This is a genomic window from Herbiconiux sp. 11R-BC, from assembly GCF_049472555.1.
GTDB lineage: Bacteria > Actinomycetota > Actinomycetes > Actinomycetales > Microbacteriaceae > Herbiconiux.
Genome location: NZ_JBCEBO010000006.1, coordinates 1 through 26,446 on the forward strand (window position 1 = coordinate 1; position 26,446 = coordinate 26,446).

Consider the following 26,446-nt stretch of genomic DNA (forward strand, 5'->3'; position numbering starts at 1 on the left):
CTTCTAGATAGAACATCTCTAGTGTTTCGGCGGCCATAGCGAGAGGGAAACGCCCGGTCACATTCCGAACCCGGAAGCTAAGACTCTCTGCGCCGATGGTACTGCAAGGGGGACCTTGTGGGAGAGTAGGACACCGCCGGACTTACTTTAGAAAGGGCCACCTCCGGGTGGCCCTTTCGCTTTAACACGACATATTTGAACAGCGACCACAGCAGGAGGCTCATCGTGACCGAACCCGAAGACGACAAAGGTCGTTCTGACGACCGTCCGAAGCGCCCCCACGCCTCGCGGCCGGCCGGCGCAGGCGGCAAGCGGCCGTTCGAGCCGCGGCGGGACAGCAGTTCACGCCCGGATCGTGGAGCACGCCCCGACCGTGGCGCGCGCCCGGATCGCGGAGGGCGGCCGGACCGTGGTGGTCGCGATCCGAAGAGCGGCCCCGGTGAGCGCCGCCTGTGGACCAAAGACGGCAAACCCGCCCGCAACGACAAGGCGGCGTCGAAGTTCGAGCGGCCGCCCCTCACCGAGGAGGAGTTGCGCGCCCGCGAGCTGCGCTCGGTGCGCACGCGTCACGACGACCCGGAGATCCCTGACGAGGTCACGGCTCGTGACCTGGACAAGGTCGCGCGCAACGAGCTCAAGACCCTCAACAAGGAGAACGCCGACGCGGTGGCACGCCACCTGGTGATGGCTGCCCGCCTGATCGAGGAGGATCCGGCGCTGGCTCACGAGCACGCGATTTCCGCATCCCGACGGGCCGGGCGCATCGGTGTTGTGCGGGAGACGCTGGCGATCACCGCCTACAGCACCGGGGACTACGCCCTCGCGCTGCGCGAACTTCGCACCTACCGCCGCATCTCCGGATCGAACGAGCAGCTTGCGCTGATGATCGACAGCGAGCGCGGCATGGGCCGCCCCGAACGGGCGCTCGAGGAAGGGCGCTCCGTCGACCGTTCGACGCTCTCGGTGCCCGCGCGGGTCTCGGTGGCCATCGCCATGTCCGGCGCCCGGCTCGACCTGGGTCAGGCCGAGGCGGCCCTGAACGAGCTCGAGATCCCCGAACTGAACCCCGACGTGGCCTACTCCTACAGCCCGGAGCTGTTCGACGCCTACGCCGAGGTGCTCGAGGAGTTGGGCCAGGACGCCGAGGCGGTGACCTGGCGGGAGAGGGCCGAGCGCGCATCCGCTGCTCTGGCCGGGGAGATCGACGACGACACCATCGAGGTGTTCGAGGAGGACGACGATGAGTCTGCTGCGTCCGAAGAAGACTGAGTCCGTGCATCCGCTCGACGGTGTGGACGCCGTTCTGGCCGACCTCGACGGCGTCGTCTACCAGGGACCCGACGCGATCCCGCACGCTGTGGAGGGGCTCTCCCGCGCTGTCACGGAGGGCTTCCGCACCGGGTACATCACGAACAACGCCTCGCGCACCGACGCGCAGGTGGCGGAGCACCTCACGAGCTTCGGCCTGACTGTGGCGCCGGCGGACGTCGTGACGTCTCCGCAGGCGGCCATGCGCATCCTGACCACGCTTGTGGAGCCCGGCGCGACCATCCTCGTGGTGGGCGGCGTGGGTCTGACGACCGAGGTGGAGAAGGCCGGGTTCGTCGTGACCCGTGCAGCATCCGACAAGCCCGCCGCCGTGGTGCAGGGCTTCGCTCCCGAGGTGGGCTGGAAGCAGCTGGCCGAGGCGAGCTTCGCCCTGCACGACCCCGCGGTGCACTGGGTGGCGACGAACACGGACTGGACGATTCCGGTCGCGGGAGGCATCGCCCCGGGCAACGGCACGCTCGTGTCGGCCGTGCACACGGCGGTCGGTCGGCTCCCCGTGGTGGCCGGCAAGCCCGAGAAGCCGATCTTCGAAGAGGCGCTCGCGCGCTTCGGCACCGCGAACGCGGCGTTCATCGGCGACCGGCTCGACACCGACACGCTCGGTGCACAGCGGGCCGGGTTGCGCACCATCCACGTGCTCACGGGGATCGACCGGGCGAAGCAGTTGCTCGCGGCCCCCCAGGGCTCGCGGCCCGAGTTCATCCTGGAGGACCTGCGCCAGTTGTTCGAGGCGTACCCGGCCACCCAGACGTCGAAGGACGGCAGCGAGACGCGCGTCGGCGCATCCGTGGTGCGGATGACGGGTCCCGTCGTGCGCGTGGTCAAGGCGGGCGATTCGCGCACCGATCTCGTGCGGGCGGGTTCTGCGGCGATCTGGAACTCGGGGCTGTCGATCCACGCGCTCGACGTGGATCCGGCGCTCTACAGCTGACCGCTCCGTCACCGGTGCGGGGTACGCTGAACGGGTGAACACGGACGACGTCGACAACGATGCCGCTCTGGTTCCGAGGCTCCGCGTGATCGAGGAACAGCCCCTGGACCGGCGCGCGATGGCGTATGCCCAGATCCACGACGAGTTGAAGGGCCGCCTCGAAGGCGGAGACGCGTCGCCGACGGATGGGTAGTGCCCGACTGGATGCTGCCGTGGCGTCTCGCGGTCTGGCGCGGTCCCGCACGCATGCCGCCCGGCTGATCGCGAACGGCTACGTGCGGGTGGACGGCGTGCCCGTGGTGAAGTCGTCGGCGCTCGTGAACGACGAGCAGTCGGTGACCGTGGACTCCGTCGACCGCTACGTGAGCCGCGGCGCCAAGAAGCTGATCGGCGCGCTGGACGCCTTCGACGGCGTGCGGGTGGAGGGCCGGCTCGCACTCGACGCGGGCGCCTCGACCGGAGGGTTCACGCAGGTGCTCCTCGAGCGCGGGGCGCGCCAGGTGCTCGCCGTCGACGTCGGGCACGAGCAGCTCGATCCGATCATCGCCCGGGATCCTCGCGTGGTCTCGGTGGAGGGGTTCAACCTGCGCTACGCGACCCCGGAGACGCTCGCCGGGGCATCCGGTGTGTCCGACGCCCCCGAACTCGTGGTGGCCGACCTCTCGTTCATCTCGCTCGCCCTCGTGCTCCCGCCGCTGCAGGCGGTGGCGCGCCCGGACGCCGACTTCGTGCTGCTCGTGAAGCCGCAGTTCGAGGTGGGCCGCACGGGCATCAAGGAGGGGATCGTGCGCAACGCCGCGTTGCGCGCGGATGCGGTGGCGAACGTGCTGTGGGCGGGCTTCGATCTCGGCTTGTCCACAGCCGGGATGATCCCTTCCCCCATTGCGGGAACTGCGGGAAACCAGGAGTACCTGGTCTGGTTCAATCGGGATGTCGGTTCGCATCCGACAGAATGGTTGCAACGGATCACCGAGATGACAGGAGCGTGACGCGTGTCGGCTGAGCGATACATCCTCGTCGTTCTGCACACCGGCCGCCGCGACTCCGTCGAGGCCGCGCAGAGCGTGTGCGAGAAGCTCCGCGACGCGGGGGTGACTCCGGTGATCGCGCCGCTCGACGAGACCGACCGGCCCGAGGCGCTCGACGAGTTCGGCCCGTTCGCGACCCTCGGCGTCGAGGTGTCGGTGTACGAGCTCGAACTCGTGATCGTGCTGGGCGGTGACGGCACCATCCTGCGCGCCGCGGAGCTCGTGCGCGGCTCGACGGTGCCCTTGCTCGGTGTGAACCTGGGGCACGTGGGCTTCCTCGCCGAGAGCGACCGTGAAGATCTCGCCGAGACCGTGAGCCGCGCGCTCGTGCGCGACTACCTGGTGGAGGAGCGGATGACGCTCTCGGTGCGCGTGAAGGTCGACTCCGAGGTGGTGTACGAGTCCTGGGCCCTCAACGAGGCCACGGTGGAGAAGGCCAGCCGGGAGCGGATGCTCGAGGTGGTGATCGAGGTCGACGGCCGGCCGCTGTCGAGCTTCGGCTGCGACGGCGTGGTGATGTCGACGCCCACCGGCTCCACCGCGTACTCCTTCTCGGCCGGCGGCCCGGTGGTGTGGCCGAGCCTCGACGCGATGCTGCTCGTGCCGCTCAGCGCACACGCCCTCTTCGCCCGGCCGCTCGTGGTGGGCCCCGACTCCGTGTTCGCCGTGGAGGTGCTCGACCGCACGCCCGGGGGAGCGGTGCTCTGGAGCGACGGGCGGCGGATGTACGATCTTCCGCGCGGTGCCCGCGTGGTGGTGCGGCGCTCGCCCATCCCCGTGCGCCTCGCGCGGCTGCACATGGCGCCGTTCACCGACCGGCTGGTGCGCAAGTTCGATCTGCCCGTGAACGGCTGGAGAGGACCGAGCGACCGTGATTGAGGAACTGTCGATCCGGGACCTCGGGGTGATCGGTGAGGCCGTGCTGCCGCTCGGGCCGGGCTTCACCGCCGTCACGGGCGAGACCGGTGCCGGGAAGACGATGGTGGTGTCGGCGCTCGGCCTGCTCTTCGGCGAACGCGCCGACACGGGTTCCGTGCGGTCCGGAGCCGCGCAGGCCTGGATCGAGGGGCGCATCCTCGTGGACTCCCACGGGGTGGTGGCCGAGCGCGTGCGCGAACTCGGCGGCGACCTCGACGAGAGCGCGGAGGCCGGGGCGGAGGCCGGGGCCGCGTCGAGCGCGACCGACGGCGAGGTGATCCTCTCGCGGTCGGTGTCGGCCGAGGGGCGCAGCCGCGCGGTCGTGGGAGGCCGTTCGGCGCCGATCAGCGTGCTCTCCGAACTCGGGAGCTCGCTCGTCGTGGTGCACGGGCAGTCCGATCAGCTCAGGCTCAAGGGCCAGTCCGCCCAGCGCGGGGCTCTCGACAACTTCGGTGGCGCTGTTCTGGCGGCGCGACTCGCGGAATACCGCAGCCTGTTCGACTCGTGGCAGGCGCACACCGCCGAGATCGACGCACTCGTGACGGAGCGCTCCGCGCGCATCCGGGAGGCCGAGCAACTGCGATCGGCGATCGACGAGATCACCGCGGTGGCGCCCGTCGACGGGGAGGACGACGAACTCACCGAACTCGCCGGCCGGCTGACGAACCTCGAGGACCTGCGACTCGCCGCCGCCGAGGCCCGGGAGAACATCTCCAGTGAGACGGGCGACGCGCCCGACACCGTGGGCCTGATCGATGCGGCCCGGCGGAGTCTCGAGCGCGTCGCGCACCACGACACCGCACTCGCGCCGATCGTGGAGGCTCTCGCGAACGCGAGCTTCCTCGTCTCCGACATCTCGACGCAGCTCGCGAGCTACGCCGCCACGCTCGAGACCGACGAGGTGGGAGAGCTCGACCGCGTGCAGGAGCGGCGCGCGCAGCTGACCGTGCTCACCCGCAAGTACGGGCCGGATCTCGCCGACGTGATCGCCTACGCGGCCGAGGCCGAGCCGAGACTACTCGAGCTCGATTCCGACTCCGACCGCATCGAACAGCTCTCCGCCCTCGTCGACGACGAGCTCGCCGAGCTGGGCCGTCTCGCCGATGAGCTGAGCGCACTGCGCCGTACGGCAGGAGAAGAGCTCTCGACCCTCGTGACCGAGGAGCTCGGCGCGCTCGCGATGCCGAACGCGCGCTTCGTGGTCGACGTGCAGCCGCGCGAGGACTTCGGCTCGAGCGGGCGCGACCTGGTGCAGTTCCTGCTGCGGCCGCACGAGGGCAGCGAGCCTCGGCCGCTGAGCAAGGGCGCCTCCGGCGGCGAGCTCTCCCGGGTGATGCTCGCCATCGAGGTGGTGCTCGCGGCAGCCGATCCGGTGCCGACCTTCGTGTTCGACGAGGTCGACGCGGGGGTGGGCGGAGCATCCGCGATCGAGATCGGGCGGCGGCTCGCCGTGCTGGCCCGCAGCTCGCAGGTGATCGTGGTGACGCACCTCGCTCAGGTGGCAGCCTTCGCCACCAACCACCTGCGGGTGGAGAAGGACCAGGACGGCCCGGTGACCGCGAGCAACGTGGTGCAGCTGGACGGCGAGGAGCGGCTCGCCGAGATGGCGCGCCTGCTCTCGGGTCTGCCCGACTCCGAGTCGGGTCTCGCGCACGCCGCGGAGCTGCTGGAGACGGCGCGGGCGCTCGCTGTGCGACACTGAGGCAACATCGAAGCGACGGAACACCGTCAGACCACTGTTAGGATGGAATTCCGTGGAAGATGCTCATGACGCGGAACGTACAAATCACTCAAATGGGTCTGCAGACTCGAAACTGACGAAGCACATCTTCGTCACCGGGGGTGTCGTCTCCTCGCTCGGCAAGGGCCTCACCGCCGCCAGCCTGGGAAATCTGCTCACCGCGCGCGGTCTGCGTGTCGTGATGCAGAAGCTCGACCCCTATCTGAACGTCGACCCGGGAACGATGAACCCGTTCCAGCACGGCGAGGTCTTCGTGACCGACGACGGCGCCGAGACCGACCTCGACATCGGGCACTACGAGAGATTCCTCGACATCAATCTCAGCCAGGCCGCGAACGTGACCACCGGCCAGATCTACTCGAGCGTGATCGCCAAGGAGCGCCGCGGCGAGTACCTCGGCGACACGGTGCAGGTCATCCCGCACATCACCGACGAGATCAAGCGCCGGATGCGGCTGCAGGCGCACGACGCTTCCCGCCCCGACGTGATCATCACCGAGATCGGCGGAACGGTCGGCGACATCGAGTCGCAGCCGTTCATCGAGTCCGCCCGCCAGGTGCGGCACGAGCTCGGGCGCAAGAACGTGTTCTTCGTGCACGTCTCGCTCGTTCCGTTCATGAACGCCTCGGGCGAGCAGAAGACCAAGCCCACCCAGCACTCGGTGGCGGCCCTGCGCTCGATCGGCATCCAGCCGGATGCGCTGGTGCTGCGCAGCGACCGGCCCGTCTCCGAGGGCAACAAGCGCAAGATCGCGCTGATGTGCGACGTCGACGAGCAGGCCGTGGTGAACGCCATCGACGTGCCCTCGATCTACGACATCCCGACCATGCTGCACGAGCAGGGCCTCGACGCCTACATCGTCGACCACCTCGACCTCGGTTCGAAGGCCAAGGAGGTGGACTGGGCGGGCTGGCAGCCCATCCTCGACGCCGTGCACGAGCCCAAGCACGAGGTGACCATCGGCCTCGTGGGCAAGTACATCGACCTGCCCGACGCGTACCTCTCGGTGACCGAGGCGCTGCGCGCGGGCGGCTTCGCCCATCGCGCCAAGGTCAAGATCAAGTGGATCCCGTCGGACAACTGCGAGACGCCCGAAGGCGCTGCGCGCGAGCTCGGTGACGTCGACGGCATCTGCGTGCCGGGCGGGTTCGGCGTGCGCGGAATCGAGGGCAAGCTCGGCGCGCTGCGCTTCGCCCGGGAGAACGGCATCCCGGCGCTCGGCCTCTGCCTCGGCCTCCAGTGCATGGTGATCGAGTACGCCCGCAACGTGGTGGGGCTGCCCGGCGCCTCGTCGAGCGAGTTCGACCCCGACACCGAGTTCCCGGTGATCGCGACCATGGCCGAGCAGGTCGACATCATCGCCGGGGGAGACCTCGGTGGAACCATGCGTCTGGGGCTCTACGAGGCCCAGCTCGCCGGCGGATCGATCGTGGAAGAGGTGTACGGGGCCTCGAGCGCCTCCGAGCGTCACCGCCACCGCTACGAGGTGAACAACAACTACCGCGAGCAGATCGCCGAGGCCGGCCTCTGGTTCTCGGGCCTGTCGCCCGACGGACACCTGGTGGAGTACGTCGAGCTTCCGCGCGAGGTGCACCCCTACTACGTGGCGACCCAGGCGCATCCGGAGCTGCGGTCGCGGCCGAGCCGCCCGCATCCGCTGTTCAAGGGCCTCGTCGGCGCCTCGCTCGACCGGCAGGAGGCCTCGCGCCTGTTCGCCGTGCAGGACGCGGATGCCTGAGACGCCGGCGGCCGGTGACGAGCAGGCCGCGAGCGGGCTGCTCTCCGACGAGGAGGCCGCCGTCGAGGTGCTCTCGAGCGAGGTCGTGTTCGACGGCTACGTCTGGGACGTGCGGCGCGAGGGCTTCGAGTACGGCGGGGCGACGCTGCGGCGCGACTTCGTCGACCACCCGGGCGCGGTGGCGATCTTCGCACTCGACGAGGAAGACCGCGTGCTGCTGATCAAGCAGTACCGGCATCCGGTGCGCCGCCGGGAATGGGAGCCGCCCGCGGGTCTGCTCGACGTCGACGCCGAGTCGCCGCTGGACGCCGCGAAGCGCGAGCTCGCCGAGGAGGTCGACCAGGAAGCGGACGACTGGCAGGTGCTGATCGACTACGTGACCACTCCGGGCGGCAACAACGAGGCGATCCGCATCTTCCTCGCCCGCGGGCTGCGCGACGCCGCCGAGACCTTCGACCGCGAGGGCGAAGAGGCCGATATGGAGAAGCGCTGGGTGGGGCTCGACGAGCTCGTCGACGCCGTGCTGGACAGCCGGGTGCAGAACCCGTCGCTCGTGATCGGCGCGCTCGCGGCCCAGGCCTCCCGGGCACGCGGCTGGTCGACGCTGAAGCCGGCCGACGCGGAGTGGCCCGCGCATCCGCGATTCCGCGGGACCGCGGGGGAGTAGAGCGGCCGGCCGATGGCGGATTTGGCGCGGCGCGGCGAGGCGGGGCCGGAGGGCGGGCAGGCGGCCTTGTCGGCGAGCGATGCCGGAGCCGAGGCGGCGATGCCGAACACGATGATGCCGAACGCAGAGCAGCCGCGCGAGCGGACGGCGACCGAGCGGGCGGTGGACGGGTTCCTCCGGCACATCACCATCGAGCGCGGGCTGTCGGCGAACACGGTCGCCGCCTATCGGCGTGACCTCGCGCGCTACACGGCGTGGCTCGACGGTGCCCGGGTGACCGAGCTGGCAGCGGTGCAGGAGAGCGACATCAGCGCCTTCGCGCAGGCCGCCCGCTCGAGCGACGGTGAGGCGGAGCTGAAGGCGTCGTCGGTGGCGCGCATCCTGTCGTCGGTGCGGAGCTTTCACCGCTACCTGGCGGAGGAGGGGCTGGCACCGGCCGACGTCTCCCGCGAGGTGAAGCCGCCGAAGCTCGGGCTGCGGCTGCCCAAGGCGATCTCGATCGAGCAGATGGACCGGCTGCTGAACTCCACCGCGGGAGACGACCCCGTGGCCCTGCGCGACCGGGCGCTGCTCGAGCTGCTCTATGCGACCGGCGCGCGGGTCTCGGAGGTGGTGGACCTCAACGTCGACGACGTCCAGGACGGCGACATGATCCGGGTGACCGGCAAGGGCAGCAAGCAGCGGATCGTGCCGGTGGGCCGGTACGCGCGCACCGCGCTCGACGCCTACCTCGTGCGGGTGCGCCCGGTGTTCTCCGCCCGAGGCAGGGCGACCCCCGGGCTGTTCCTGGGCATCCGGGGGCAGCGGCTCAGCCGGCAGGCGGCCTGGCTCGTCATCCAGGCCGCGGCCGAGCGGGCGAAGCTCGAGACGCACATCTCGCCGCACACCTTCCGGCACTCCTTCGCGACGCACCTGCTGCAGGGCGGCGCCGACGTGCGGGTGGTGCAGGACCTGCTCGGGCACTCCTCGGTGACGACCACCCAGCTGTACACCCAGGTGACCGCCGACACCCTCATCGACATGTACCAGACCGCGCATCCGCGAGCCCGTTGATCGCACTCGCCGCCGATCATCTCCGTGCACACGCGCTCCGGCCGATAGAATCATTCACGTCCGCCGGGATGGCGGTCAGGAACAGGAGCGACTCCGTGTCACGCATCGAGGAGCCGACCGGGAAGACAGGCGCGGTGAAGAACACTCAGGCCGACGAACTCGCGGGGATCGACCTGCCGAAGATCGGCCCGACCGGCAGACCGGTGACCGTGTTCCCCGTGCCCGCGCCGCTCACCTCGCACGGCCCCGCCCGCATCATCGCGCTCTGCAATCAGAAGGGCGGCGTGGGCAAGACGACGACCAGCGTGAACGTGGGCGCCGCGCTCGCCGAATACGGCCGCAAGGTGCTCGCCATCGACTTCGACCCGCAAGGGGCGCTCTCGGCCGGCCTCGGCGTGCTCACCCACGACGCTCCCACCATCTACGACCTGCTGCTGGGCACGGTGAAGGACCCGGCCGAGGCCATCCAGCACACCAGCGTCGAGGGACTCGACGTCATCCCCGCCAACATCGACCTCTCGGCCGCCGAGGTGCACCTCATCAACGAGGTCGCGCGCGAGACGATCCTCGCGCGGGTGCTGCGCAAGGTGAGCGACCAGTACGACGTCATCCTGATCGACTGCCAGCCCTCGCTCGGACTGCTCACCGTGAACGCGCTGACCGCGAGCCACGGTGTGCTCATCCCGCTCGAGTGCGAGTACTTCGCGCTGCGCGGGGTGGCGCTGCTGGTGGAGACGATCGACAAGATCCGCGACCGGCTGAACCCCGCCATCGTGCTCGACGGCATCCTCGCCACCATGTACGACCCGCGCACCCTGCATTCGCGCGAGGTGCTCGAGCGCGTGGTGGAGACCTTCGGTGACAAGGTGTTCGAGACCGTGATCGGGCGCACCGTGAAGTTCCCGGATGCGACGGTGTCGGGAAAGCCGATCACCCAGTTCGCCCCGGAGCACTCCTCGGCCAAGTCGTACAAGCAGCTGGCCAGAGAACTGGTCGCCCGTGGCGCGATCGCCTGAATCCGCCCTCGCGGCGGTCGCCGCGGAGGAGTCCCCGGGCGGGACGTCGCCGGGCTTCTCGCTGAGTCTGGACAACTTCGAGGGACCGTTCGATCTGCTGCTCTCGCTCATCTCGAAGCACGAGCTCGACATCACCGAGATCTCGCTCAGCCGGGTGACCGACGAGTTCATCGGCTACCTCAAGAATCTGGACTCCGAGCAGGAGCTCGACCGCGCATCCGAGTTCCTGGTGGTGGCGGCGACCCTGCTCGACCTGAAGATCGTGGGACTGCTGCCGCAGGGCGAGCTCGTCGACGCCGAAGACGTGGCGCTGCTCGAGGCGCGCGACCTGCTGTTCGCCCGCCTGCTGCAGTACCGCGCCTTCAAGGAGGTGTCGGCCTGGCTCGCCGCTCAGTTCGACGAGGAGTCGACCCGGCGGCCGCGCTCGGTGCGCCTCGAGGAGAAGTACCGGCAGCACACGCCGGAGCTGGTCTGGACACTGACGCCCGACGACTTCGCCGCGCTCGCCGCGTTCGCGCTCGCGCCGAAGGAGCTGCCGGTGGTGGGGCTCGAGCACCTGCACGCACCGCTCGTGAGCATCCGGGAGCAGGCGGCGCACGTGGTGGCGCTGCTGCGCTCGGCAGGAGGGTCGCCGGTGAGCTTCCGGGCGCTGATCGCCGGCATCGAGGAGAAGGGCGTGGTGATCGCGCGTTTTCTCGCCGTGCTGGAGCTCTATCGGCACGCGTCCATCTCGTTCGAGCAGCTCGAGCCACTGGGGGAGCTGACATTGAAGTGGACCGCCGAGAACTGGAGCGAAGACAGTCTTGCAAATCTAGGAGCAGATTATGACACCTGAGGTTTCGTGTCCGAACGAGCGCAGCTCGTTCGGCGCTGGCGTCGCGGCGACGATCCACCGGATCGTCGCTCATAGCTCCAGCGCGGGAGCCGACTATGACAACTGAGGCTGAAACAACCGAGGCCGAGACGACGGATGCGGTGGCCGAGCCGGCCGAGCGTCCTGCTGCCATCGACGTCGACCGGGCGCTCGAGGCGATCTTCATGGTGGCCGACGAGCCGCAGAGCCTCGTGGCGCTCGCGACCGCGCTCTCGCGCCCGGTCGCCGTGGTGCGCCAGGGCATCGAGCGGCTCGTCGAGGACTACGACGGCCTCGCTCCCGGCAGCGTGCGCCGCGGCTTCGAGCTGCGCGAGGTGGCCGGCGGATGGCGCCTCTACGTGCGCGGCGAGTGGGACGCCCTCGTGCGCGACTTCGTGCTCACCCAGAACCCCTCGCGGCTCTCCCAGGCCGCGCTCGAGACGCTCTCGGTGATCGCCTACAAGCAGCCGATCTCGCGCGGAGCCGTGGCGAGCATCCGGGCCGTCAACGTGGACTCCGTGGTGCGCACCCTGCTCAGCCGGGGCCTGATCACCGAGGTGTCGACGCAGTCCGAGACCGGCGCCATCCTCTACGGCACGACCGAGTTGCTGCTCACGCAGCTCGGCATCAACTCGCTCGACGAGCTGCCCAAGATCTCCCCGCTGCTGGCCGACGGCAGCGAGGGATTCGACGAGATCGGAATGACACGATGACCCCTTTCGAGATCCCGCCGTGGGACGACAACGCTGAGCCGCAGGGCGTGCGCCTGCAGAAGGTGATGGCCGCCGCCGGGGTGGCCTCACGCCGCGTCTCCGAGCAGCTCATCGGCGCCGGCCGGGTGGAGGTGAACGGCGAGATCGTGACCGAGCTCGGCCGCCGCATCGACCCGACGACCGACCTCGTGGCCGTGGACGGCGTGGCCGTGCAGCTCGACCCTGAGAAGCGCTACGTGATGCTCAACAAGCCCACCGGCATCGTGAGCTCGCTCGCCGACCAGTACGGCCGGCCCGACCTGCGCCGCTACACCGAGAAGTACGAGGAACGGCTGTTCAACGTGGGGCGGCTCGACGCGGAGACGAGCGGGCTGCTCATCCTCACCAACGACGGCGACCTCGCGCATGTGCTCGCGCATCCCTCGTTCGGCGTGGTGAAGACCTACATCGCGAAGGTGGAGGGGCGGATGTCGCCGCAGACGATCTCGACGCTCACCAAGGGCATCGAGCTCGAGGACGGCCCGATCGCCGCCGACCGGACCCGCCTGCTCGACGTGGAGAGCGAGCACTCGATCGTGGAGGTGAGCCTGCACTCGGGCCGCAACCGCATCGTGCGCCGGATGCTCGACGCCGTCGGCCACCCCGTGGTCGACCTCGTGCGCCGCTCCTTCGGTCCGCTCAACCTGGGCACGCTCAAGGCGGGCTCGATGCGCGACCTGACTAAGGTGGAAGTCGGCCAGCTGCTGACGCTGTCGCGGGCCGCAGCGCCGGACGGCGCCACCGGGCCGGATGCGTCCGGGCCGGGCGCGGACGGCGACCCGGAACCCGAATCGGAGGAGTGAGCGTGGTCGAGAGCCGACTCACCGGCAGTGTGCGCGTGGTGGGGGTGGGGCTGCTCGGCACGAGCATCGCCCTCGGACTCCGCGCGCGCGGCGTCGACGTGATCCTGTCCGACTCCTCGCCCACGAACGTGAGCATCGCCATCGATTACGGAGCCGGGCGCTCCGCGAGCGACGCCGACGAGCCGCAGCTCATCGTGGTGTGCGTGCCTCCGGATGTGACGGCCTCGGTGATCGTGCGTGAGCTCTCCGCCTACCCCCGCGCGGTCGTCACCGACGTGGCGAGCGTCAAGAAGCCCGTGCTCGACGCGGTGATCGCGGCGGGCGCCGACGTGACCCGGTACGTGGGCTCGCACCCGCTGGCCGGCCGGGAGAAGGGCGGGCCGATGTCGGGCCGCGCCGACCTCTTCCTCGGACGCCCCTGGGTGGTGGCCGGTCACTCCGCCATCTCGTACCAGACGGCCGCCGCCGTCGACGACCTCATTCTCGACCTCGGCGCGACGCTCGTGGAGATGACCGCCGAGGAACACGACCAGAGCGTGGCTCTCGTCTCGCACGCGCCCCAGGTGGTGTCGAGCCTGATGGCACGCCGGCTCGTCTCGGCGCCGGAAGCGGCCGTCGGGCTCGCCGGCGGCGGACTGCGGGACGTGACGCGGATCGCCGCGAGCGACCCGGCGCTGTGGGTGCAGATCCTCGGGGCGAACGCGGCGCCGACCGCCCAGGTGCTGCGCGGGCTCCGTGCCGACCTCGACGAAGTGCTCCTGGCGCTCGACGGAGCGGCGGGCAGCGGGTCGGATGCCCCGACCTCGACTCCAACGCCGATCGGCTGGAGACGGATGCTCGCCCAGGCTCTCGCAGGCGGCAACGCGGGCGTGGCCCGGCTCCCCGGCAAGCACGGGCAGGACAAGCGCTACGCCCAGCTCGTGGTGATGGTGGACGACACCCCCGGTGAGCTCGCACGGCTGCTCACCGAGATGGGGGAGGCCGGGGTGAACCTCGAAGACCTGCGTCTCGAGCACTCGCCGGGCGCGCAGATCGGCCTCGCCGAGATCTCGGTGTTGCCCGAAGCCGTGGAACGACTGACAGCGGAGCTGAACGCCCGCGGATGGAGGATCGCCGGATGACCGGGGCCCAGCACGCCGGAGACCTGCACACCGGATCGGCCGCCGAGGCGAGCCACGCCGACGGCGGCCCCGTCGTCGTCGCGATCGACGGCCCGGCGGGCAGCGGAAAGTCGAGCGTCTCGCGCGCCGTGGCCCGCGCCCTCGGCTTCGCCTACCTCGACACCGGCGCCTCCTACCGCGCCCTCTCCTGGGACCTGCTCGATCGCGGCATCGACCCGGCGCATCCGGATGCCGTGCTCGGCGCACTCGACGATTTCGACTTCCGCATCGGCACCGACCCCGACGACTACTTCGTGCGGGTGGGGACGACGGACGTGACCGACGCCATCCGCGAACCCCGCGTGACCGGGGTGGTGAGCCTCGTGGCCCGCATCCCCGAGGTGCGGCGGTGGCTCAACGAGCGCTTCCGGGGCATCATGTCCAGCACCCCGTTCGCCGGGATCGTGGCCGAGGGCCGGGACATCACGACGGTCGTCGCCCCGGATGCTCCGGTGCGCATCCTGCTCACCGCCTCGGAAGAGGCTAGAATGGGCAGGCGTTCCCAGGAACTGACCAGCGAATCGGCCGCCGCCGTCGGCGAGGCCCTTCGGTCGCGCGACAAGGCGGACTCCCGCGTGGTCGACTTCATGAATGCCGCAGACGGTGTGACCACCGTCGACTCCACCGAACTCGACTTCGATCAGACCGTTGCCGCGGTCGTGCAGGTCGTGCACACACAGACAGCGAGGACCTCGCATGGCGGATAGCCAGACCACACCCAATTCACACGGCTCGGCCGGGAACGACGCGGAGGAGTTCGACGCGCCCGCCGACGACCTCGCCGAACGGCTCGCGAACGTCGACGAAGAGCTGGCGGAGCAGCGCGCATCCACGCTGCGCTCCGGTCTCGACGACTACGAACTCGACGAGGGCGACCTCGACCTGCTCGAGCTGAGCGACGACTACCCCGACGGCGTCTTCTACCTGCCGGCCCTGCCGGTGCTCGCGATCGTGGGGCGCCCGAACGTGGGCAAGTCCGCGCTCGTGAACCGCATCCTCGGCCGGCGCGAAGCCGTGGTCGAGGACGTGCCCGGCGTCACTCGCGACCGCGTGGCCTACAAGGCCGAGTGGAACGGGCGCCGCTTCACACTGGTGGACACCGGCGGCTGGGAGCCCGACGCCTCGGGCATCAACGCCGCCGTGGCCGCCCAGGCCGAGGTCGCGATCGACCTCGCCGACGTGGTGCTCTTCGTGGTCGACTCCAACGTGGGCGCCACGGCGACCGACGAGCACGTGGTGAAGCTGCTCCGGCGTGCGAACCGCCCGGTGTTCCTCGCGGCGAACAAGGTCGACGACGTGCGGCAGGAGCCCGGTGCATCCGCTCTCTGGTCGCTCGGTCTCGGCGAGCCGTACCCGGTGTCAGCGCTGCACGGGCGCGGTGTGGCCGACCTGCTCGACATCATCATGCAGAAGATGCCCGAGGTCTCCAACGTCGCGAAGCAGGAGGTGGGCGGGCCGAGGCGCGTCGCCATCCTCGGCCGGCCGAACGTGGGCAAGAGCTCGCTGCTGAACAAGGCGGCGGGCGAGGAGCGCGTGGTCGTGAACGAGCTCGCGGGCACCACCCGCGACCCCGTCGACGAGCAGATCGAGCTCGGCGGAAGGGTGTGGACCTTCGTCGACACCGCCGGGATCCGCAAGCGCGTTCACCTGCAGCAGGGCGCGGACTTCTATGCCTCGCTGCGCACCTCCGCGGCGCTCGAGAAGGCCGAAGTGGCCGTGGTCGTGCTCGACGTGACCGAGCCGATCTCGGTGCAGGACCTGCGCATCATCGACCTGGTGCTCGAATCCGGGCGCGCCCTCGTGCTCGCGTTCAACAAGTGGGACCTGCTCGACGACGAGCGGCGCCGCTACCTCGAGCGCGAGATCGAGCAGGATCTCGCGCACGTCACCTGGGCTCCGCGCGTGAACATCTCGGCGCGCACCGGTCGGCACCTCGAGAAGCTGGTTCCGGCGCTCGAGCTCGCGCTCGAGTCGTGGGACACCCGCATCCCGACCGGCAAGTTCAACGCCTTCCTCGCGGAGCTCACGGCCGCGCATCCGCACCCCGTGCGCGGAGGCAAGCAGCCGCGCATCCTGTTCGGAACGCAGGCCGCGTCGCGCCCGCCGACCTTCGTGCTCTTCACGACCGGGTTCCTCGACCCCGGCTACCGTCGTTACGTGCAGCGGCGGTTACGCGAGATCTACGGCTTCGAGGGTTCGCCGATCGTGGTCAACATGCGCGTGCGCGAGAAGCGCAAGCGCTAGCGCTAGGCGTTCGCCTATCCGGATTGCGCCGAATGGCCCCTCTTTCTTGCGGAAGAGGGGCAATTCTGCGTGCCCGGGGGTGTCCTGGAGCCTCGGCGTCTGCGCTCAGGGGAGCAGATCGGCGCGGTGGACGAGGCCCGCGGCGCCGATGAGGGGCCCTTCGTCGGAGAGCGCGGAAGGCAGGATCTCGACGCCCGGGATGGTGTCGAGCGGGGCGACCTCGATGACGGTGGCGCGGATGAGGTCGAAGAGCTCGGGGGTGACACGCGAGAACCCGCCGCCGATCGCGACCGCCTCGAGGTCGACGAGGGCGCAGACCGAGGCGATCCCCTCGCCGATCGCGCGGGCGCAGCGCTGAACGGCGGCGACCGCGATCGGATCGCCCGCCGCGTAGCCCGCGGCGAGGTCTTCGCCGGTGCGGCCCTGCCAGCCCTGTTGCTGCGCCCAGGCGACGATGCGCGGGCCGGCCGCGATGCCTTCGAGGGTCACCCCGAGGTCGCGCCCCGGCTGCTCATGGGTGTGCAGCTGGATCTGGCCCACGTGGCCGGCGTTGCCGGTGCGACCGCCGACGAGCCGGCCCTCGACGAGCAGGCCGCCGCCGATGCCCGTGGAGACCACCATGCCCATCGCCGTGCGGTAGCCCCGCAGTGCGCCGGCCCAGTGCTCGGCGAGCAGGATGCAGAGGCCGTCGAGCCGCAGTGTCGGGTTCGGGATGCCCGACTGCTCGGCCACGAGTGCGGCGAGCGGGAAGTCGCGCCAGGCCGCGAGGTTGAGCGGCGAGACGGTGCCGCGCTCGAGCGAGATGGGGCCTGCGCTGCCGACACCGGCTCCCGTGATGCGGGAACCGGGAGGAGCGGATGCGAGGGTGGCGTCGATGACGCGGCGGACGGCATCCGCTATTCCGTCGCGGGTGTTCGTCGCACCCGTGGCCTCGCGATGGCGGGTGCCGGGCGCGATGCGGGCGGCGTCGTCGACGAGGGCCGCTTCGACCTTCGTGCCTCCGACGTCGATGGCGAGGGCCAGGGGGCGGGTGTGGGCCTGATCGACGGCAGCGTTGGTCACAGGACTATTCCACACCATCGGCGCCGGTGCCCGTGACCGGTGCGGACGCGGGTGGGGCGCTGATCTACTTCGAGTAGAGCGGAGCGCACCACACGGGCGAGGTCGCCATGATGAACGAGGTGGCGATCTCGACGTCGGTGTCGTCGCTGAATGCCCACTCCTCGAACACGCCGAGGGATCCTCCGGCGATGAAGGAGGCGGCCGTGGCCGAATCGATCTCCGTGGCGATGCCGTGGCGCTGCGAGAGGGTGATGCCGAGCGAGGCGCGGCGGAGCAGGCGCTGGAAGAGCTCGCGGCGGAAGCCGGCGTCGACCCGGGTGCCGAACATCATCCGGTACGCTGCGCGGTGGTCGCGGATGTGCGTGAGCTGCTCGCGCACGGAGTCGGCGTAGGCGGCCGTGATGGCTTCGGCAGAGTAGTCGTCGAAGTCGGACGGATCTTCGCTCACGCTCGCGAGCTCGTCGAGGATGTGCGCGAAGGCGTCGCCCGCGAAGGCGAAGATGTCGGCATAGTGCCCGTAGAACGTGGTGCGATGCACCCCGGCGGTGCGGCAGAGCTCGGAGATGCTGATCTCGGTGAGATCGTGCTCACGCAGCAACTCGAAGAGCGCGGTGGTGAGCGCTTCGTGCGTTCTGGCAGCACGGGGCTCGGTCAGATTCACCGAGGCGCCCTGGCGGCGTGTAGGGGCACCGGATAAGGCTGCGGTCTGGGGCATGCTCAATTATGCAATGCCGAAACTCCGAACCTGCCGAGTTTGGGATGGACAGTCTCAAATCTTGAGGAAATCCTTAGACAGACGAGAGACTTCGGTGGGAGAGAGCGCTGCGGGGGCCGTTCGGGTCATCCCCGCAGCGCATCTCCATTCGATTGTATGCAGTCGATCCGGAGCGGATCGTCCGGTCGGGGAGACCGTTATTGCTCCGTGATGGTGTCGGCGGCGTCAGCGGGAGCTCCCGGAAGGCGCTATCATGGACAAGTTGTCCGGAGCCGTTACGGCGGATCAGGGCAGCATGCCACGGGCTGTGGCGCAGCTTGGTAGCGCACTTGACTGGGGGTCAAGGGGTCGCAGGTTCAAATCCTGTCAGCCCGACGGTTGTCTTGTCTCAAGACATAGGAAACCTCCGAACCTATTGGTTCGGAGGTTTTTCTGTTCCTAGGGTTGGTAGTTCTTGGTGGGTTCGCGGAGGAGCTGCCCGCTGGTAGCCGAGCCGCGTGCTGATGATCCAGTACTGACGTCGGCGCCCGGCGCCGCCGTGCGGACTACTGGTTGCCGACGGCGCTGTCGAACGAGGAGTCGGGCCGCGGGGCCCGGGAGATCGGCGCCGCTCTCACCGCGATCATCCTCGTGCTCAACCCCGAGCGGGCCGCGCTGGGAGGGCGCATCCCCGTCGGCGCCCGCTGAGGGCGAAACTCCCATTCTCGGGAATATAGTTCTCGGTGATCGTCTTTATCCCGACAGGTGCCGATCGGACGGATCGGGCCGCCCCGAGCAGAAGGGAAGCCCCGTGCGCGCCTACAACGACTTCTTCGACGAAGTGGTCTCGACCGAGATCGAGCTCTGGAACCATCTCGACCGCGCCCTGTTGGCCGAGACCGGCGTGAGCGCCGCCCAGCTCCAGGCGCTCACCGCCCTCGCACGCCCGGAGGGCTCCGCCCGGGTGCAGGACGTGTCGCAGAGGCTGCGGATCACCGTGGGCGCGGCGAGCAAGCTGATCGACCGCCTCGAGCGGGACGGCCTGGCCGAGCGCTCACCGCATCCGAGCGACCGGCGATCGATGCTGATCGAACTCACCCCCGCGGGCGAGACGGCGCTCGCCGAAGCGACGACGGCAGCCGACTCGAACCTCGAGCGACTGCTCGGGGCGCAGTTCGAGCCCGCCGAGGCGGAAGCGATGACCAGCGCCCTCCGCGCCCTGCGCCTCGCCCTCACCGAGGGGGTGCTCGCGTGAGCGGCACGATGCAGGCGGTGGTGGTCGACGCTCCGGGCGGTCCCGAGGTGCTCCGGCTCCGGGAGGTGCCGATCCCGGAGGCCGTGGAGGGCGAGGTGCTCATCCGGGTGCAGGCGTTCGGCCTCAACCGCAGCGAGCTGCACTTCCGCCGCGGCCAGGCCTCGAGCGGCAGCTTCCCGCGCATTCCGGGCATCGAGGCGACCGGCGTGGTCGCGGAGGCGCCGGGCGGGGAATTCGCCCCCGGCACGACGGTGATGACCATGATGGGCGGGATGGGCCGCAGCTTCGACGGCGGCTACGCCGAGTACGTGCGGGTGCCGGCCGGTCAGGTGATCCCGTTCCGCAGCGCGTTGCCGTGGGCGACACTCGGCGCCGTTCCGGAGATGCTGCAGACCGCCTACGGCTCGCTCGCCGTCGGCCTCGAAGCGGTGGACGGCCAGAGTCTGCTCATCCGCGGGGGCACCTCGTCGGTCGGGCTCGCCGCCGCGGTCCTCGCCAAGCGACGTGGGATGACGGTGCTCGCGACCACGCGCAGCGCCTCGCGCTTCGCCCTGCTCGAGCAGGTGGGCGTGGATCATCCGCTCGTCGACACCGGAGAGGTGGCCGCCGCGGCGCGCGAGCTCGTACCGGGCGGAGTCGACGGGGCGATCGAGCTCGTGGGCGTGAACGTGATGCGCGACACCCTGCGTGCGACGCGGCAGGGCGGCACGGTCTGCTTCACCGGCATGCTCTCGGACGAGTGGACCATCCCGGAGTTCTATCCGATGGACTGGCTGCCGAACGGCGTGCGCCTCACCGCCTATTCCGGCGAGGCAGAGGGGCTGCCGGCCGCCGTGCTGCAGGACTACCTCGATGCCGTGGCGGACGGTTCGGCCGTCGTGCCGATCGGCCGGCGCTACCGGCTCGACGAGATCGTGCAGGCGCATCGCGACCTGGAGGCGAATGCGGTCGGAGGCAAGGCCGTCGTCGTGCTCGCGTGACGGCCCGGTACCCGGAGCTGGGAGACGTCCCATGACGGCAGCGGAGCTGACGAGAGGCGTGTCCTTGGGCATCGCAGCGCGCCACGCCGCTGCGGTGCCCGGCACCAGGCTCCCGCCGGGCACCACCGTGAACATCGGCTACATCGACCTGGAGGACCTGACCGCGCGCGTGGACGCGGTTCGGGCGGTGGCTCGCGCCGGCTGGACCCCGATGCCGCATGTCTCGGCCCGCCGCCTGAGCTCGGCCGGCGAGCTGAGCCGCTACCTCGACCTCCTGCAGGGCGAGGGCGCAACTGCGCAGGTGTTCGTCGTGGGAGGCGACCCCAGCGAGCCCCAGGGGCCGTACGCGACCGCGCTCGACGTCATCCGTTCGGGTGAACTGGAGCGGCACGGTGTGCGTTCCATCGGCTTCGGCGGCTACCCGGAGGGGCACCCTGGCATCCCGGAGGCCGCGCTCGACGCCGCCCTCGCGGAGAAGGCGCGGTTCCTTGACGAGGAGGGGCGAGGAGGCGAGATCATCACCCAGCTGAGCCTCGACCCGGAGGCCGTGCTGGCGTGGATCGCGCGGGTGCGCGACCGCGGGATCGAGCTGCCGATCCGGGTCGGGGTGGCCGGGCCCGTGCGCACCGAGGCGCTGCTGGGGCTGGCGCAGCGCTTCGGCGCGCGCACGGCCGGCGGTGTCGCCGAGCGCTACGGACTCGACGAGGCCCGGCCGGAGGCGATCGTGACGGCCTCCCGTTTCGTCGAGGCGCTCGCCTCCCAGATCGACCCCGCACGGCATGGCGTCGTGGGCCTGCATGCCTTCACCTTCGACGGACTGGCCGAGACGGCGGAGTGGATCGTCGGGATCGAGCGTTCAGCCGGCTGAGCCGGACGCCTCGAATTCGGCGACCAGATCGCGTGTCACGGCCTCGGCCGCCGAGGTCACGCACTCGCGCCGGCGGGCGTGGTCGTCGTCGGCGCCGGCGATGATGAGACCCAGGTTGGGGGACGCGAACCAGGCGTGGCAGAGGCTGACGATAGTCAGGAGCAGCTCCGCGGCATCCCGTTCGGAGATCCCTCCGACGGCATCGCCGAGCTCCGCGGACTTGCGACGGGCACGCTGGGTGCGGGTCTCGGTGTCGATCGGATGCGTGAGCTCGAGGCCCTCCCAGAACACCAGCCGGGGGAGCTCGGGGTGGGTGCGGCAGGCGTCGAAGTAGCGCCCGGCGAAGCCCGCGGCCGCCGCCGGGCCGGAGTCCGTGACGGGTACGCCGTCGAGGATCGTTCCGAGCTGGTCGGCGAGAACGGCTTCGAACAGCTGCCGCTTGTTGCCGAAGTAGGAGTAGAGCCTCTCGCGGTTGACTCCGGCGCGCTCGGAGATGCGCTCGATCCGGGCGCCGCCGAAGCCCCGCTCGCTGAACTCGGCCACCGCGGCATCGAGCAGGGCGCGTTTGGTTCCTTCGACATCCCAGGCCATGAGTCCAGTGTACTGTTGATTTCCAACAGAACGTTTGGAGAATTGATGGAGCGTGAAGGAAAGGCGCTGGCCGCCGACGAACTCGACGGTCAGCACCGGCACGCTCCAGGCGTGGCCTCGGTGCACGTGCGGGTGATCGTGACGTGGCTGGCCATCTTCCCGCTCGTCGCGGTGGGGATGACGGTGATGGGACTCTTCGCCAACGGCTGGTCGCCCGTGCTGCGCGCGCTGCTGCTGACCGCGGTCGTCGTGCCCACCACCGTGTACTTCGTCGTGCCGAAGCTCCTGCTCGCCTACGGCAGGCTCTCCCGACGCCGCCAGATGCCGTAGCACTCCGCTGCCGGCCCACGAGAACCGAGGAACAAGAAATGCAGATCACCGCCGCCGTCGTCCGATCCCAGGGAGCGGACTTCACCATCGAACAGCTGGAGCTGGACGAACTCCGCCACAACGAAGTGCGTGTGCGCCTCGTCGCCACCGGCATCTGCCACACCGACGCCATCGTGCGCGACGGCGTCTACCCGACCCCGCTGCCCGCTGTGCTCGGCCACGAGGGGGCCGGCATCGTCGAGGCGATCGGCGACTCCGTCACCTCGGTCGCGCCGGGCGATCATGTGGTTCTCGCCGCCGCCTACTGCGGGCACTGCAAACGCTGCCGCCGGGGCGAGATGGCGTACTGCGAGAACCTCTTCGCCGCCGACTTCGGCGGCCGGCGGCTCGACGGCTCGACCGCGCTGAGCAAGGACGGGGAGGCCATCTCCTCCCACTTCTTCGGCCAGTCCTCGTTCGCCACCTACGCGAACGTGGTCGAGGAGTCGGTCGTCAAGGTGAATCCGGATGTGCCGCTGGAGCACCTGGGTCCGCTCGGCTGCGGCATCAACACGGGCGCCGGCACCGTGCTCAACGAGCTGAAGCCGGAGATCGGCAGCTCCCTCGCCGTGTTCGGCGCCGGCGCCGTCGGCAGTGCAGCCATCATGGCGGCCAAGGTCGCCGACTGCTCCATCGTCGTGGCCATCGACATCCACGATTCGCGCCTCGAGCTCGCCCGTGAGCTCGGCGCCACCCATGTCATCAACTCGCTGACCGAAGACGTCGCGGCGCGGCTGCGCGAGATCACGGGCGATGCGGGGATCGATTACGTCGTCGACACGACCGCGCGGCCGGAGCTGCTGCGTCAGGCCGCGGAGGCGATCGGGGTGCGCGGCACGATCGCGCTCGTCGGCGCCGCCAAGCCGGGCACCGAGGTGGCCTTCGAGATCGGCGCTTCGCTCGTGAAGGGCTGGACGTTCAAGACCGTCGTGCAGGGCAGCTCGGTGCCGCAGGTGTTCATCCCGCAGCTCATCCAGCTCTGGCAGGAAGGGCGATTCCCGTTCGAGAAGCTCGTGCAGAACTACGAGCTCTCGCAGATCAACGAGGGCTTCGCCGACTCCAAGAGCGGCGTGACCGTCAAGCCGGTCATCGTCTTCTGAGCCGAAGGCGACTCCGGGTCGTTTAGTTGGGTTCGAGATAGTACGCTCTTGTACTATCTCGAACCCGACTCTGGAGGACCCATGCCCGACCGCTCGCACGATGACACTCTCGAACTGCTCGGATCACTCGAGCTCGAGCGGCCGGAGGACCGAGATTGTGCGGTCGACATCATCCGCCGGGCGCGGGGCCTGCGCGAGCAGCTGAGGCTCGAGCAGGAGGAGTCCGAGCGGCGCGGCAGCTACTCGGCGTCGGTGCACGACCGGATGCGCGAGGCCGGCCTCTATCGCATCACCGCGCCACGCGCGTACGGCGGGCTCCAGCTCCCGCTCCCGGTGCTCACGAAGGTGATCATCGAGGTGGCGCAGGGGGATCCCGGGAGCGGGTGGTGCTACGCGCTGGCGGCCGGTCACCAGATCACGATGGCCTCGTACTGGCCCGCATCCGTGCAGGCCGAGGTGTTCGGCGAGAAGGGCGAGTTCCTCGCCCCGCACAACTTCGCCTGGGGAGGTTCCGCCGAGAGGGTCGCCGGAGGCTGGTTGATCGACGGCACGTTCCCGTACGGCTCGGGCGTGCCTTACGCAACGCACTTCATGCTCACGATCACCGCCCGTGACGGGGAGGGCGACCGCCGCTTGACGGTGGTGCTCGACCGCTCCGAGTTCGAGGTGCTCGACGACTGGTCGGGCGCATTCGGTATGAAGGCCAGCGGCTCGAACGGCGTGCGGATCTCCCAGGTGACCGTGCCCGAGGAGCGCGCCCTCACCGACGTTTTCGACGACCCGGCGCTTCTCCGCACCCCGGGGTCGCTCGAGCATGACGAGCCCGGGTACTTCGGCCGCACGACCGCCTATCACCCGGCTGGTCTGGCCGCCGTCGCGGTGGGCACCGGCCGGGCCGCGCTCGACGAGTTCGAGCGGCTGATCACCGCGTCGGCGAGCAAGAACGCCCCGGGGCGACGCAAGATCGACGACCCCGTCTACCGGGAGGTGCTCGGTACCGCGCTCGCCGGGATCGATGCCGCGGAGGCGCTCGCCCTCTCCGCCGCGGGAGCGTACGTGCGTGCGGGCAGGCGCGCCGCCGCGCACGGCGAGCCGCTGACGGTGGCCGACGAGGTGCGGCTGGCCACCCTGTCGCGATCCGCGTGCATGCTCGCGGCGGCGGCGGTCGACGAGCTCTTCCTGCACGCGGGCACGCTCAACGTGAACGACGGCACCCGGATGCAGCGTTACTTCCGCGACATCTCGATGCTGCGCACCCACGGCCGTCAGCTCCCGCGATCCTCCGCGATCCAGCTGGCGACCGTGGTGCTCGGTCAGGTCTCGGCCGGCTGATCGCCGGACGCGCCGGCGGGAGCGGCGGGGGAGACGAGCTTGGCCAGCAGTGCGATCAGCTGCGTGGTCTCCTCGGGAGTCAGATTGGACACCCAGTGGCGTTCCCGGGCGTTGACCCCGCCGATCACAGCGCCGATCCGGGCGCTGCCCTCCTCGGTGAGGGAGATCAGCACGGAGCGGGCGTCGGTCTCGGAGTGGGTGCGCACCACCCAGCCGTCCCGCACGAGGGTCTTGGTGAGCGACGACACCGCCGAGCGCGTCATGCCGCTGATCGCGGCGGCCACGGAGCTCTCGAGCGGGCCGGTGAGCCAGAGGATGGCGGCGAGATAGAACGCGGGCGAGCTGAGGCCTCCCGGCCGCTGGGCCCGGGACTCGATGTCGTACGAGACCATCTTCGACACGCGGGTGAGCAGCAGGATGGCGTGCATCGCCGAGCGGTCGATGCCGGGCATCCTCTGCACGGTGAGGTCGACGTAGGCCTCGGTGAACGAGAAGATGTCGCCGACGCGGAACGCCTCGCTCTCCACGAGCGAGTCGCGAGCGGAGCTGTCGGGTCGGTGGTCGCGCACCCCAGCACCCTACCGGGAATACGCCGAGCGCCTCAGATGTATTACTAGGAATACAAAAGTCATTGGTCCACTGACGATCGAGTCGATCGTGAGTGGACCCCGTATCGACCGAGAGAAGTGCCATGACCACCCAGGACACCACCACGCCGACCGCCGTGCTCGTCGTCGACATGCAGAACGACACGGTGGGCGCCGAAGGCGCCTACGCCTCGTTCGGCGCCGCCGCGCATGCCGAGAGCCAGGACGTGATCGCGAACATCGGCGCCATCCTGTCCGCCGCCCGTGCCGCGGGCGTTCCCGTCTTCCACAGCCGCATCGTCGTGCACGCCCTGCCCGGCGTGGGTGGTGCGAACGCCCCCGTCTTCCGGATGCTGGCCCCCGACGCCTTCAAGGTCGGCAGCTGGGGCGCGCAGATCGTCGACGAGCTGACCCCCACGGGCGACGAGATCGTGCTCGACCGCACGCGGATGAGCGTCTTCAACGGCAGGGAGATCGATGCCCTCCTGCGCAACCTCGGCATGCGTTCGCTCGTCGTGGTGGGTGCGTGGACGAACATGGCCGTGGAGCACACCGTGCGGGATGCGGCCGACCACGGCTACGAGGTGACCATCGTGTCGGATGCCACGTCGAGCCTCAGCGAGGAATGGCAGCAGGCGGCCCTGGGCTTCGCGTTGACCAATATCGCGACGGTCGCGCCCACCGCGGAGGTCGTCGCTTCTCTCGCCGGCTGATTTCCCTTAAATACTTGTAGCAACAACTAATCTGTGGCATAGTTGTTGCTACAAGCAACCGCTTCGCAGGAAAGAAGGAAACGTCATGGCACGCATCACAATCGTCGGAAAAGGCTCCATGGGAGACGCCATCGGAGGCGTGTTCGCTGCCGGCGGCAGCGACGTCGGCTACGTCACGCGCGGAGACGCCGGCGCGACCATCGAGGGCGACATCGTCGTTCTGGCCGTTCCGTACCCCGAGGTCGACGGCATCATCGCCGCCTACGGCGCGCAGCTCGCCGGCAAGACCGTCGTCGACATCACCAACCCGCTGGACTTCTCGACCTTCGACTCGCTCGTGGTTCCGGCTGACGGCTCCGCCGCAGCCGAGATCCAGGCGAAGCTGCCCGAGAGCCACGTGCTGAAGGCCTTCAACACGACCTTCGCCGCCACCCTCGCGAGCAAGCAGCTCGGCGGCGTGCCGACCACCGTGCTCGTCGCGGGCGACGACGCCGACGCCAAGGCCGCTCTGGTCGAGGCGATCACCGCCGGTGGTGTCTCGGCGATCGACGCCGGCGCCCTCCGCCGCGCGCGCGAGCTCGAAGCCCTCGGCTTCCTCCAGCTCACGCTCGCCGTCGGCGAGAAGGTCGGCTGGAACGCCGGGTTCGCCGTCATCCGCTAGT

At 69.9% G+C, this 26,446-nt stretch carries 29 protein-coding genes, 1 tRNA gene and 1 rRNA gene; 27 read left to right on the top strand and 4 right to left on the bottom strand.

Features of this window, described 5'->3' with window-relative positions:
* Positions 1–25 precede the first annotated feature (25 nt).
* The 17 genes from rrf (at position 26) to der (ending at position 16,233) form a co-directional block, all read left to right on the top strand.
* A 5S ribosomal RNA gene (gene rrf / locus VD659_RS14160) occupies positions 26–142 on the top strand.
* Between the two features lie 83 nt (positions 143–225).
* Positions 226–1,269, top strand: a complete 1,044-nt coding sequence (locus VD659_RS14165) for a hypothetical protein (protein WP_423261721.1) — start codon at positions 226–228, stop codon at positions 1,267–1,269.
* Entirely contained in the window at positions 1,241–2,260 is a 1,020-nt protein-coding gene (locus tag VD659_RS14170) for an HAD-IIA family hydrolase (protein ID WP_423261722.1), read from the top strand. The genes VD659_RS14165 and VD659_RS14170 overlap by 29 nt, the downstream gene beginning before the upstream one ends.
* A gap of 34 nt (positions 2,261–2,294) precedes the next feature.
* The gene (locus tag VD659_RS14175) at positions 2,295–2,453 is read left to right on the top strand and encodes a hypothetical protein (protein WP_423261723.1); all 159 of its coding nucleotides are present in this window, start codon (positions 2,295–2,297) and stop codon (positions 2,451–2,453) included.
* Complete coding sequence (locus VD659_RS14180; RefSeq protein ID WP_423261724.1) at positions 2,446–3,249, top strand: TlyA family RNA methyltransferase; 804 nt, start codon at positions 2,446–2,448, stop codon at positions 3,247–3,249. The genes VD659_RS14175 and VD659_RS14180 overlap by 8 nt, the downstream gene beginning before the upstream one ends.
* Before the next feature lie 3 nt (positions 3,250–3,252).
* Complete coding sequence (locus VD659_RS14185) at positions 3,253–4,167, top strand: NAD kinase (protein ID WP_423261725.1); 915 nt, start codon at positions 3,253–3,255, stop codon at positions 4,165–4,167.
* Positions 4,160–5,908 carry a DNA repair protein RecN gene (gene recN, locus VD659_RS14190; RefSeq protein WP_423261726.1) on the top strand — a complete coding sequence of 583 codons (1,749 nt, stop codon included), beginning with the start codon at positions 4,160–4,162 and terminating at the stop codon, positions 5,906–5,908. Before VD659_RS14185 ends, recN begins: the two co-directional genes overlap by 8 nt.
* A gap of 52 nt (positions 5,909–5,960) precedes the next feature.
* A complete protein-coding gene (locus tag VD659_RS14195; protein WP_423261727.1) occupies positions 5,961–7,685 on the top strand; it encodes a CTP synthase in 1,725 nt (574 codons plus the stop codon).
* On the top strand, positions 7,678–8,352 hold the full coding sequence (locus tag VD659_RS14200; protein ID WP_423261728.1) for an NUDIX domain-containing protein: 675 nt from the start codon (positions 7,678–7,680) through the stop codon (positions 8,350–8,352). Before VD659_RS14195 ends, VD659_RS14200 begins: the two co-directional genes overlap by 8 nt.
* A 114-nt stretch (positions 8,353–8,466) precedes the next feature.
* Positions 8,467–9,405 carry a site-specific tyrosine recombinase XerD gene (gene xerD / locus VD659_RS14205; protein WP_423261940.1) on the top strand — a complete coding sequence of 313 codons (939 nt, stop codon included), beginning with the start codon at positions 8,467–8,469 and terminating at the stop codon, positions 9,403–9,405.
* A gap of 134 nt (positions 9,406–9,539) precedes the next feature.
* Positions 9,540–10,421, top strand: a complete 882-nt coding sequence (locus tag VD659_RS14210; RefSeq protein ID WP_423261729.1) for a ParA family protein — start codon at positions 9,540–9,542, stop codon at positions 10,419–10,421.
* Positions 10,405–11,256, top strand: coding sequence for a segregation and condensation protein A (locus VD659_RS14215; protein ID WP_423261730.1), 852 nt, complete (start codon positions 10,405–10,407; stop codon positions 11,254–11,256). Before VD659_RS14210 ends, VD659_RS14215 begins: the two co-directional genes overlap by 17 nt.
* A gap of 95 nt (positions 11,257–11,351) precedes the next feature.
* Complete coding sequence (scpB, locus tag VD659_RS14220) at positions 11,352–11,987, top strand: SMC-Scp complex subunit ScpB (RefSeq protein WP_423261731.1); 636 nt, start codon at positions 11,352–11,354, stop codon at positions 11,985–11,987.
* Positions 11,984–12,829: a pseudouridine synthase gene (locus VD659_RS14225; RefSeq protein WP_423261732.1), complete on the top strand. Its 846-nt coding sequence runs from the start codon at positions 11,984–11,986 to the stop codon at positions 12,827–12,829. Before scpB ends, VD659_RS14225 begins: the two co-directional genes overlap by 4 nt.
* The gene (locus VD659_RS14230) at positions 12,826–13,950 is read left to right on the top strand and encodes a prephenate dehydrogenase (RefSeq protein WP_423261733.1); all 1,125 of its coding nucleotides are present in this window, start codon (positions 12,826–12,828) and stop codon (positions 13,948–13,950) included. The genes VD659_RS14225 and VD659_RS14230 overlap by 4 nt, the downstream gene beginning before the upstream one ends.
* Positions 13,947–14,696 carry a (d)CMP kinase gene (cmk, locus tag VD659_RS14235; RefSeq protein WP_423261734.1) on the top strand — a complete coding sequence of 250 codons (750 nt, stop codon included), beginning with the start codon at positions 13,947–13,949 and terminating at the stop codon, positions 14,694–14,696. The genes VD659_RS14230 and cmk overlap by 4 nt, the downstream gene beginning before the upstream one ends.
* Positions 14,686–16,233, top strand: a complete 1,548-nt coding sequence (der, locus tag VD659_RS14240; protein WP_423261735.1) for a ribosome biogenesis GTPase Der — start codon at positions 14,686–14,688, stop codon at positions 16,231–16,233. Before cmk ends, der begins: the two co-directional genes overlap by 11 nt.
* A 105-nt stretch (positions 16,234–16,338) precedes the next feature.
* On the opposite strand, the gene VD659_RS14245 is transcribed toward der, so the two are convergent.
* The gene (locus VD659_RS14245; protein ID WP_423261736.1) at positions 16,339–17,295 is read right to left on the bottom strand and encodes an ROK family protein; all 957 of its coding nucleotides are present in this window, start codon (positions 17,293–17,295) and stop codon (positions 16,339–16,341) included.
* A gap of 64 nt (positions 17,296–17,359) precedes the next feature.
* Complete coding sequence (locus tag VD659_RS14250) at positions 17,360–17,956, bottom strand: TetR/AcrR family transcriptional regulator (protein ID WP_423261737.1); 597 nt, start codon at positions 17,954–17,956, stop codon at positions 17,360–17,362.
* A gap of 355 nt (positions 17,957–18,311) precedes the next feature.
* Between VD659_RS14250 and VD659_RS14255 the strand changes: the two genes are divergently transcribed.
* From VD659_RS14255 to VD659_RS14275, 5 genes are all read left to right on the top strand, one after another.
* Positions 18,312–18,385 (top strand) — tRNA-Pro (locus tag VD659_RS14255).
* Positions 18,386–18,562: 177 nt separating this feature from the next.
* Positions 18,563–18,697 carry a hypothetical protein gene (locus VD659_RS14260; protein ID WP_423261738.1) on the top strand — a complete coding sequence of 45 codons (135 nt, stop codon included), beginning with the start codon at positions 18,563–18,565 and terminating at the stop codon, positions 18,695–18,697.
* Positions 18,698–18,800: 103 nt separating this feature from the next.
* Positions 18,801–19,244: a MarR family winged helix-turn-helix transcriptional regulator gene (locus VD659_RS14265; protein WP_423261739.1), complete on the top strand. Its 444-nt coding sequence runs from the start codon at positions 18,801–18,803 to the stop codon at positions 19,242–19,244.
* Complete coding sequence (locus tag VD659_RS14270; protein ID WP_423261740.1) at positions 19,241–20,224, top strand: zinc-binding alcohol dehydrogenase family protein; 984 nt, start codon at positions 19,241–19,243, stop codon at positions 20,222–20,224. Before VD659_RS14265 ends, VD659_RS14270 begins: the two co-directional genes overlap by 4 nt.
* Positions 20,225–20,288: 64 nt before the next feature.
* Positions 20,289–21,092: a methylenetetrahydrofolate reductase gene (locus VD659_RS14275; protein WP_423261741.1), complete on the top strand. Its 804-nt coding sequence runs from the start codon at positions 20,289–20,291 to the stop codon at positions 21,090–21,092.
* On the opposite strand, the gene VD659_RS14280 is transcribed toward VD659_RS14275, so the two are convergent.
* Positions 21,081–21,683 (bottom strand): TetR/AcrR family transcriptional regulator, encoded by a 603-nt coding sequence (locus VD659_RS14280; RefSeq protein ID WP_423261742.1) that lies wholly within the window; start codon positions 21,681–21,683, stop codon positions 21,081–21,083. The two genes, VD659_RS14275 and VD659_RS14280, sit on opposite strands and share 12 nt — an antisense overlap.
* Before the next feature lie 45 nt (positions 21,684–21,728).
* Between VD659_RS14280 and VD659_RS14285 the strand changes: the two genes are divergently transcribed.
* The 3 genes from VD659_RS14285 to VD659_RS14295 all read left to right on the top strand — a co-directional run bounded on the left by VD659_RS14285 (position 21,729) and on the right by VD659_RS14295 (position 24,484).
* The gene (locus VD659_RS14285) at positions 21,729–22,013 is read left to right on the top strand and encodes a hypothetical protein (RefSeq protein ID WP_423261743.1); all 285 of its coding nucleotides are present in this window, start codon (positions 21,729–21,731) and stop codon (positions 22,011–22,013) included.
* Positions 22,014–22,051: 38 nt separating this feature from the next.
* A complete protein-coding gene (locus VD659_RS14290; RefSeq protein WP_423261744.1) occupies positions 22,052–23,152 on the top strand; it encodes an NAD(P)-dependent alcohol dehydrogenase in 1,101 nt (366 codons plus the stop codon).
* An 81-nt stretch (positions 23,153–23,233) separates the two neighbouring features.
* The gene (locus VD659_RS14295) at positions 23,234–24,484 is read left to right on the top strand and encodes an acyl-CoA dehydrogenase family protein (protein ID WP_423261745.1); all 1,251 of its coding nucleotides are present in this window, start codon (positions 23,234–23,236) and stop codon (positions 24,482–24,484) included.
* Here the strand turns inward: VD659_RS14295 and VD659_RS14300 are convergent.
* Entirely contained in the window at positions 24,466–25,053 is a 588-nt protein-coding gene (locus VD659_RS14300; protein WP_423261746.1) for a MarR family winged helix-turn-helix transcriptional regulator, read from the bottom strand. The genes VD659_RS14295 and VD659_RS14300 overlap by 19 nt on opposite strands.
* A gap of 122 nt (positions 25,054–25,175) precedes the next feature.
* Here VD659_RS14300 and VD659_RS14305 point away from each other — a divergent pair, with 122 nt between their 5' ends.
* Complete coding sequence (locus VD659_RS14305) at positions 25,176–25,784, top strand: cysteine hydrolase family protein (protein ID WP_423261747.1); 609 nt, start codon at positions 25,176–25,178, stop codon at positions 25,782–25,784.
* Positions 25,785–25,869: 85 nt separating this feature from the next.
* The gene (locus VD659_RS14310; RefSeq protein WP_423261748.1) at positions 25,870–26,445 is read left to right on the top strand and encodes an NADPH-dependent F420 reductase; all 576 of its coding nucleotides are present in this window, start codon (positions 25,870–25,872) and stop codon (positions 26,443–26,445) included.
* Position 26,446: the final 1 nt, after the last annotated feature.

Excerpts from the sequence above, each read along its gene's own strand:
- VD659_RS14180 (WP_423261724.1), top strand. The coding sequence starts at position 2,446 with ATGGGTAGTGCCCGACTGGATGCTGCCGTGGCGTCTCGCGGTCTGGCG.
- VD659_RS14310 (WP_423261748.1), top strand. The coding sequence starts at position 25,870 with ATGGCACGCATCACAATCGTCGGAAAAGGCTCCATGGGAGACGCCATC.
- VD659_RS14200 (WP_423261728.1), top strand. The coding sequence starts at position 7,678 with ATGCCTGAGACGCCGGCGGCCGGTGACGAGCAGGCCGCGAGCGGGCTG.
- VD659_RS14295 (WP_423261745.1), top strand. The coding sequence starts at position 23,234 with ATGCCCGACCGCTCGCACGATGACACTCTCGAACTGCTCGGATCACTC.
- VD659_RS14285 (WP_423261743.1), top strand. The coding sequence starts at position 21,729 with ATGGAGCGTGAAGGAAAGGCGCTGGCCGCCGACGAACTCGACGGTCAG.
- VD659_RS14290 (WP_423261744.1), top strand. The coding sequence starts at position 22,052 with ATGCAGATCACCGCCGCCGTCGTCCGATCCCAGGGAGCGGACTTCACC.
- scpB (WP_423261731.1), top strand. The coding sequence starts at position 11,352 with ATGACAACTGAGGCTGAAACAACCGAGGCCGAGACGACGGATGCGGTG.
- VD659_RS14280 (WP_423261742.1), bottom strand. The coding sequence starts at position 21,683 with ATGGCCTGGGATGTCGAAGGAACCAAACGCGCCCTGCTCGATGCCGCG.
- VD659_RS14305 (WP_423261747.1), top strand. The coding sequence starts at position 25,176 with ATGACCACCCAGGACACCACCACGCCGACCGCCGTGCTCGTCGTCGAC.
- xerD (WP_423261940.1), top strand. The coding sequence starts at position 8,467 with ATGCCGAACGCAGAGCAGCCGCGCGAGCGGACGGCGACCGAGCGGGCG.
- VD659_RS14170 (WP_423261722.1), top strand. The coding sequence starts at position 1,241 with ATGAGTCTGCTGCGTCCGAAGAAGACTGAGTCCGTGCATCCGCTCGAC.
- der (WP_423261735.1), top strand. The coding sequence starts at position 14,686 with ATGGCGGATAGCCAGACCACACCCAATTCACACGGCTCGGCCGGGAAC.
- cmk (WP_423261734.1), top strand. The coding sequence starts at position 13,947 with ATGACCGGGGCCCAGCACGCCGGAGACCTGCACACCGGATCGGCCGCC.
- VD659_RS14225 (WP_423261732.1), top strand. The coding sequence starts at position 11,984 with ATGACCCCTTTCGAGATCCCGCCGTGGGACGACAACGCTGAGCCGCAG.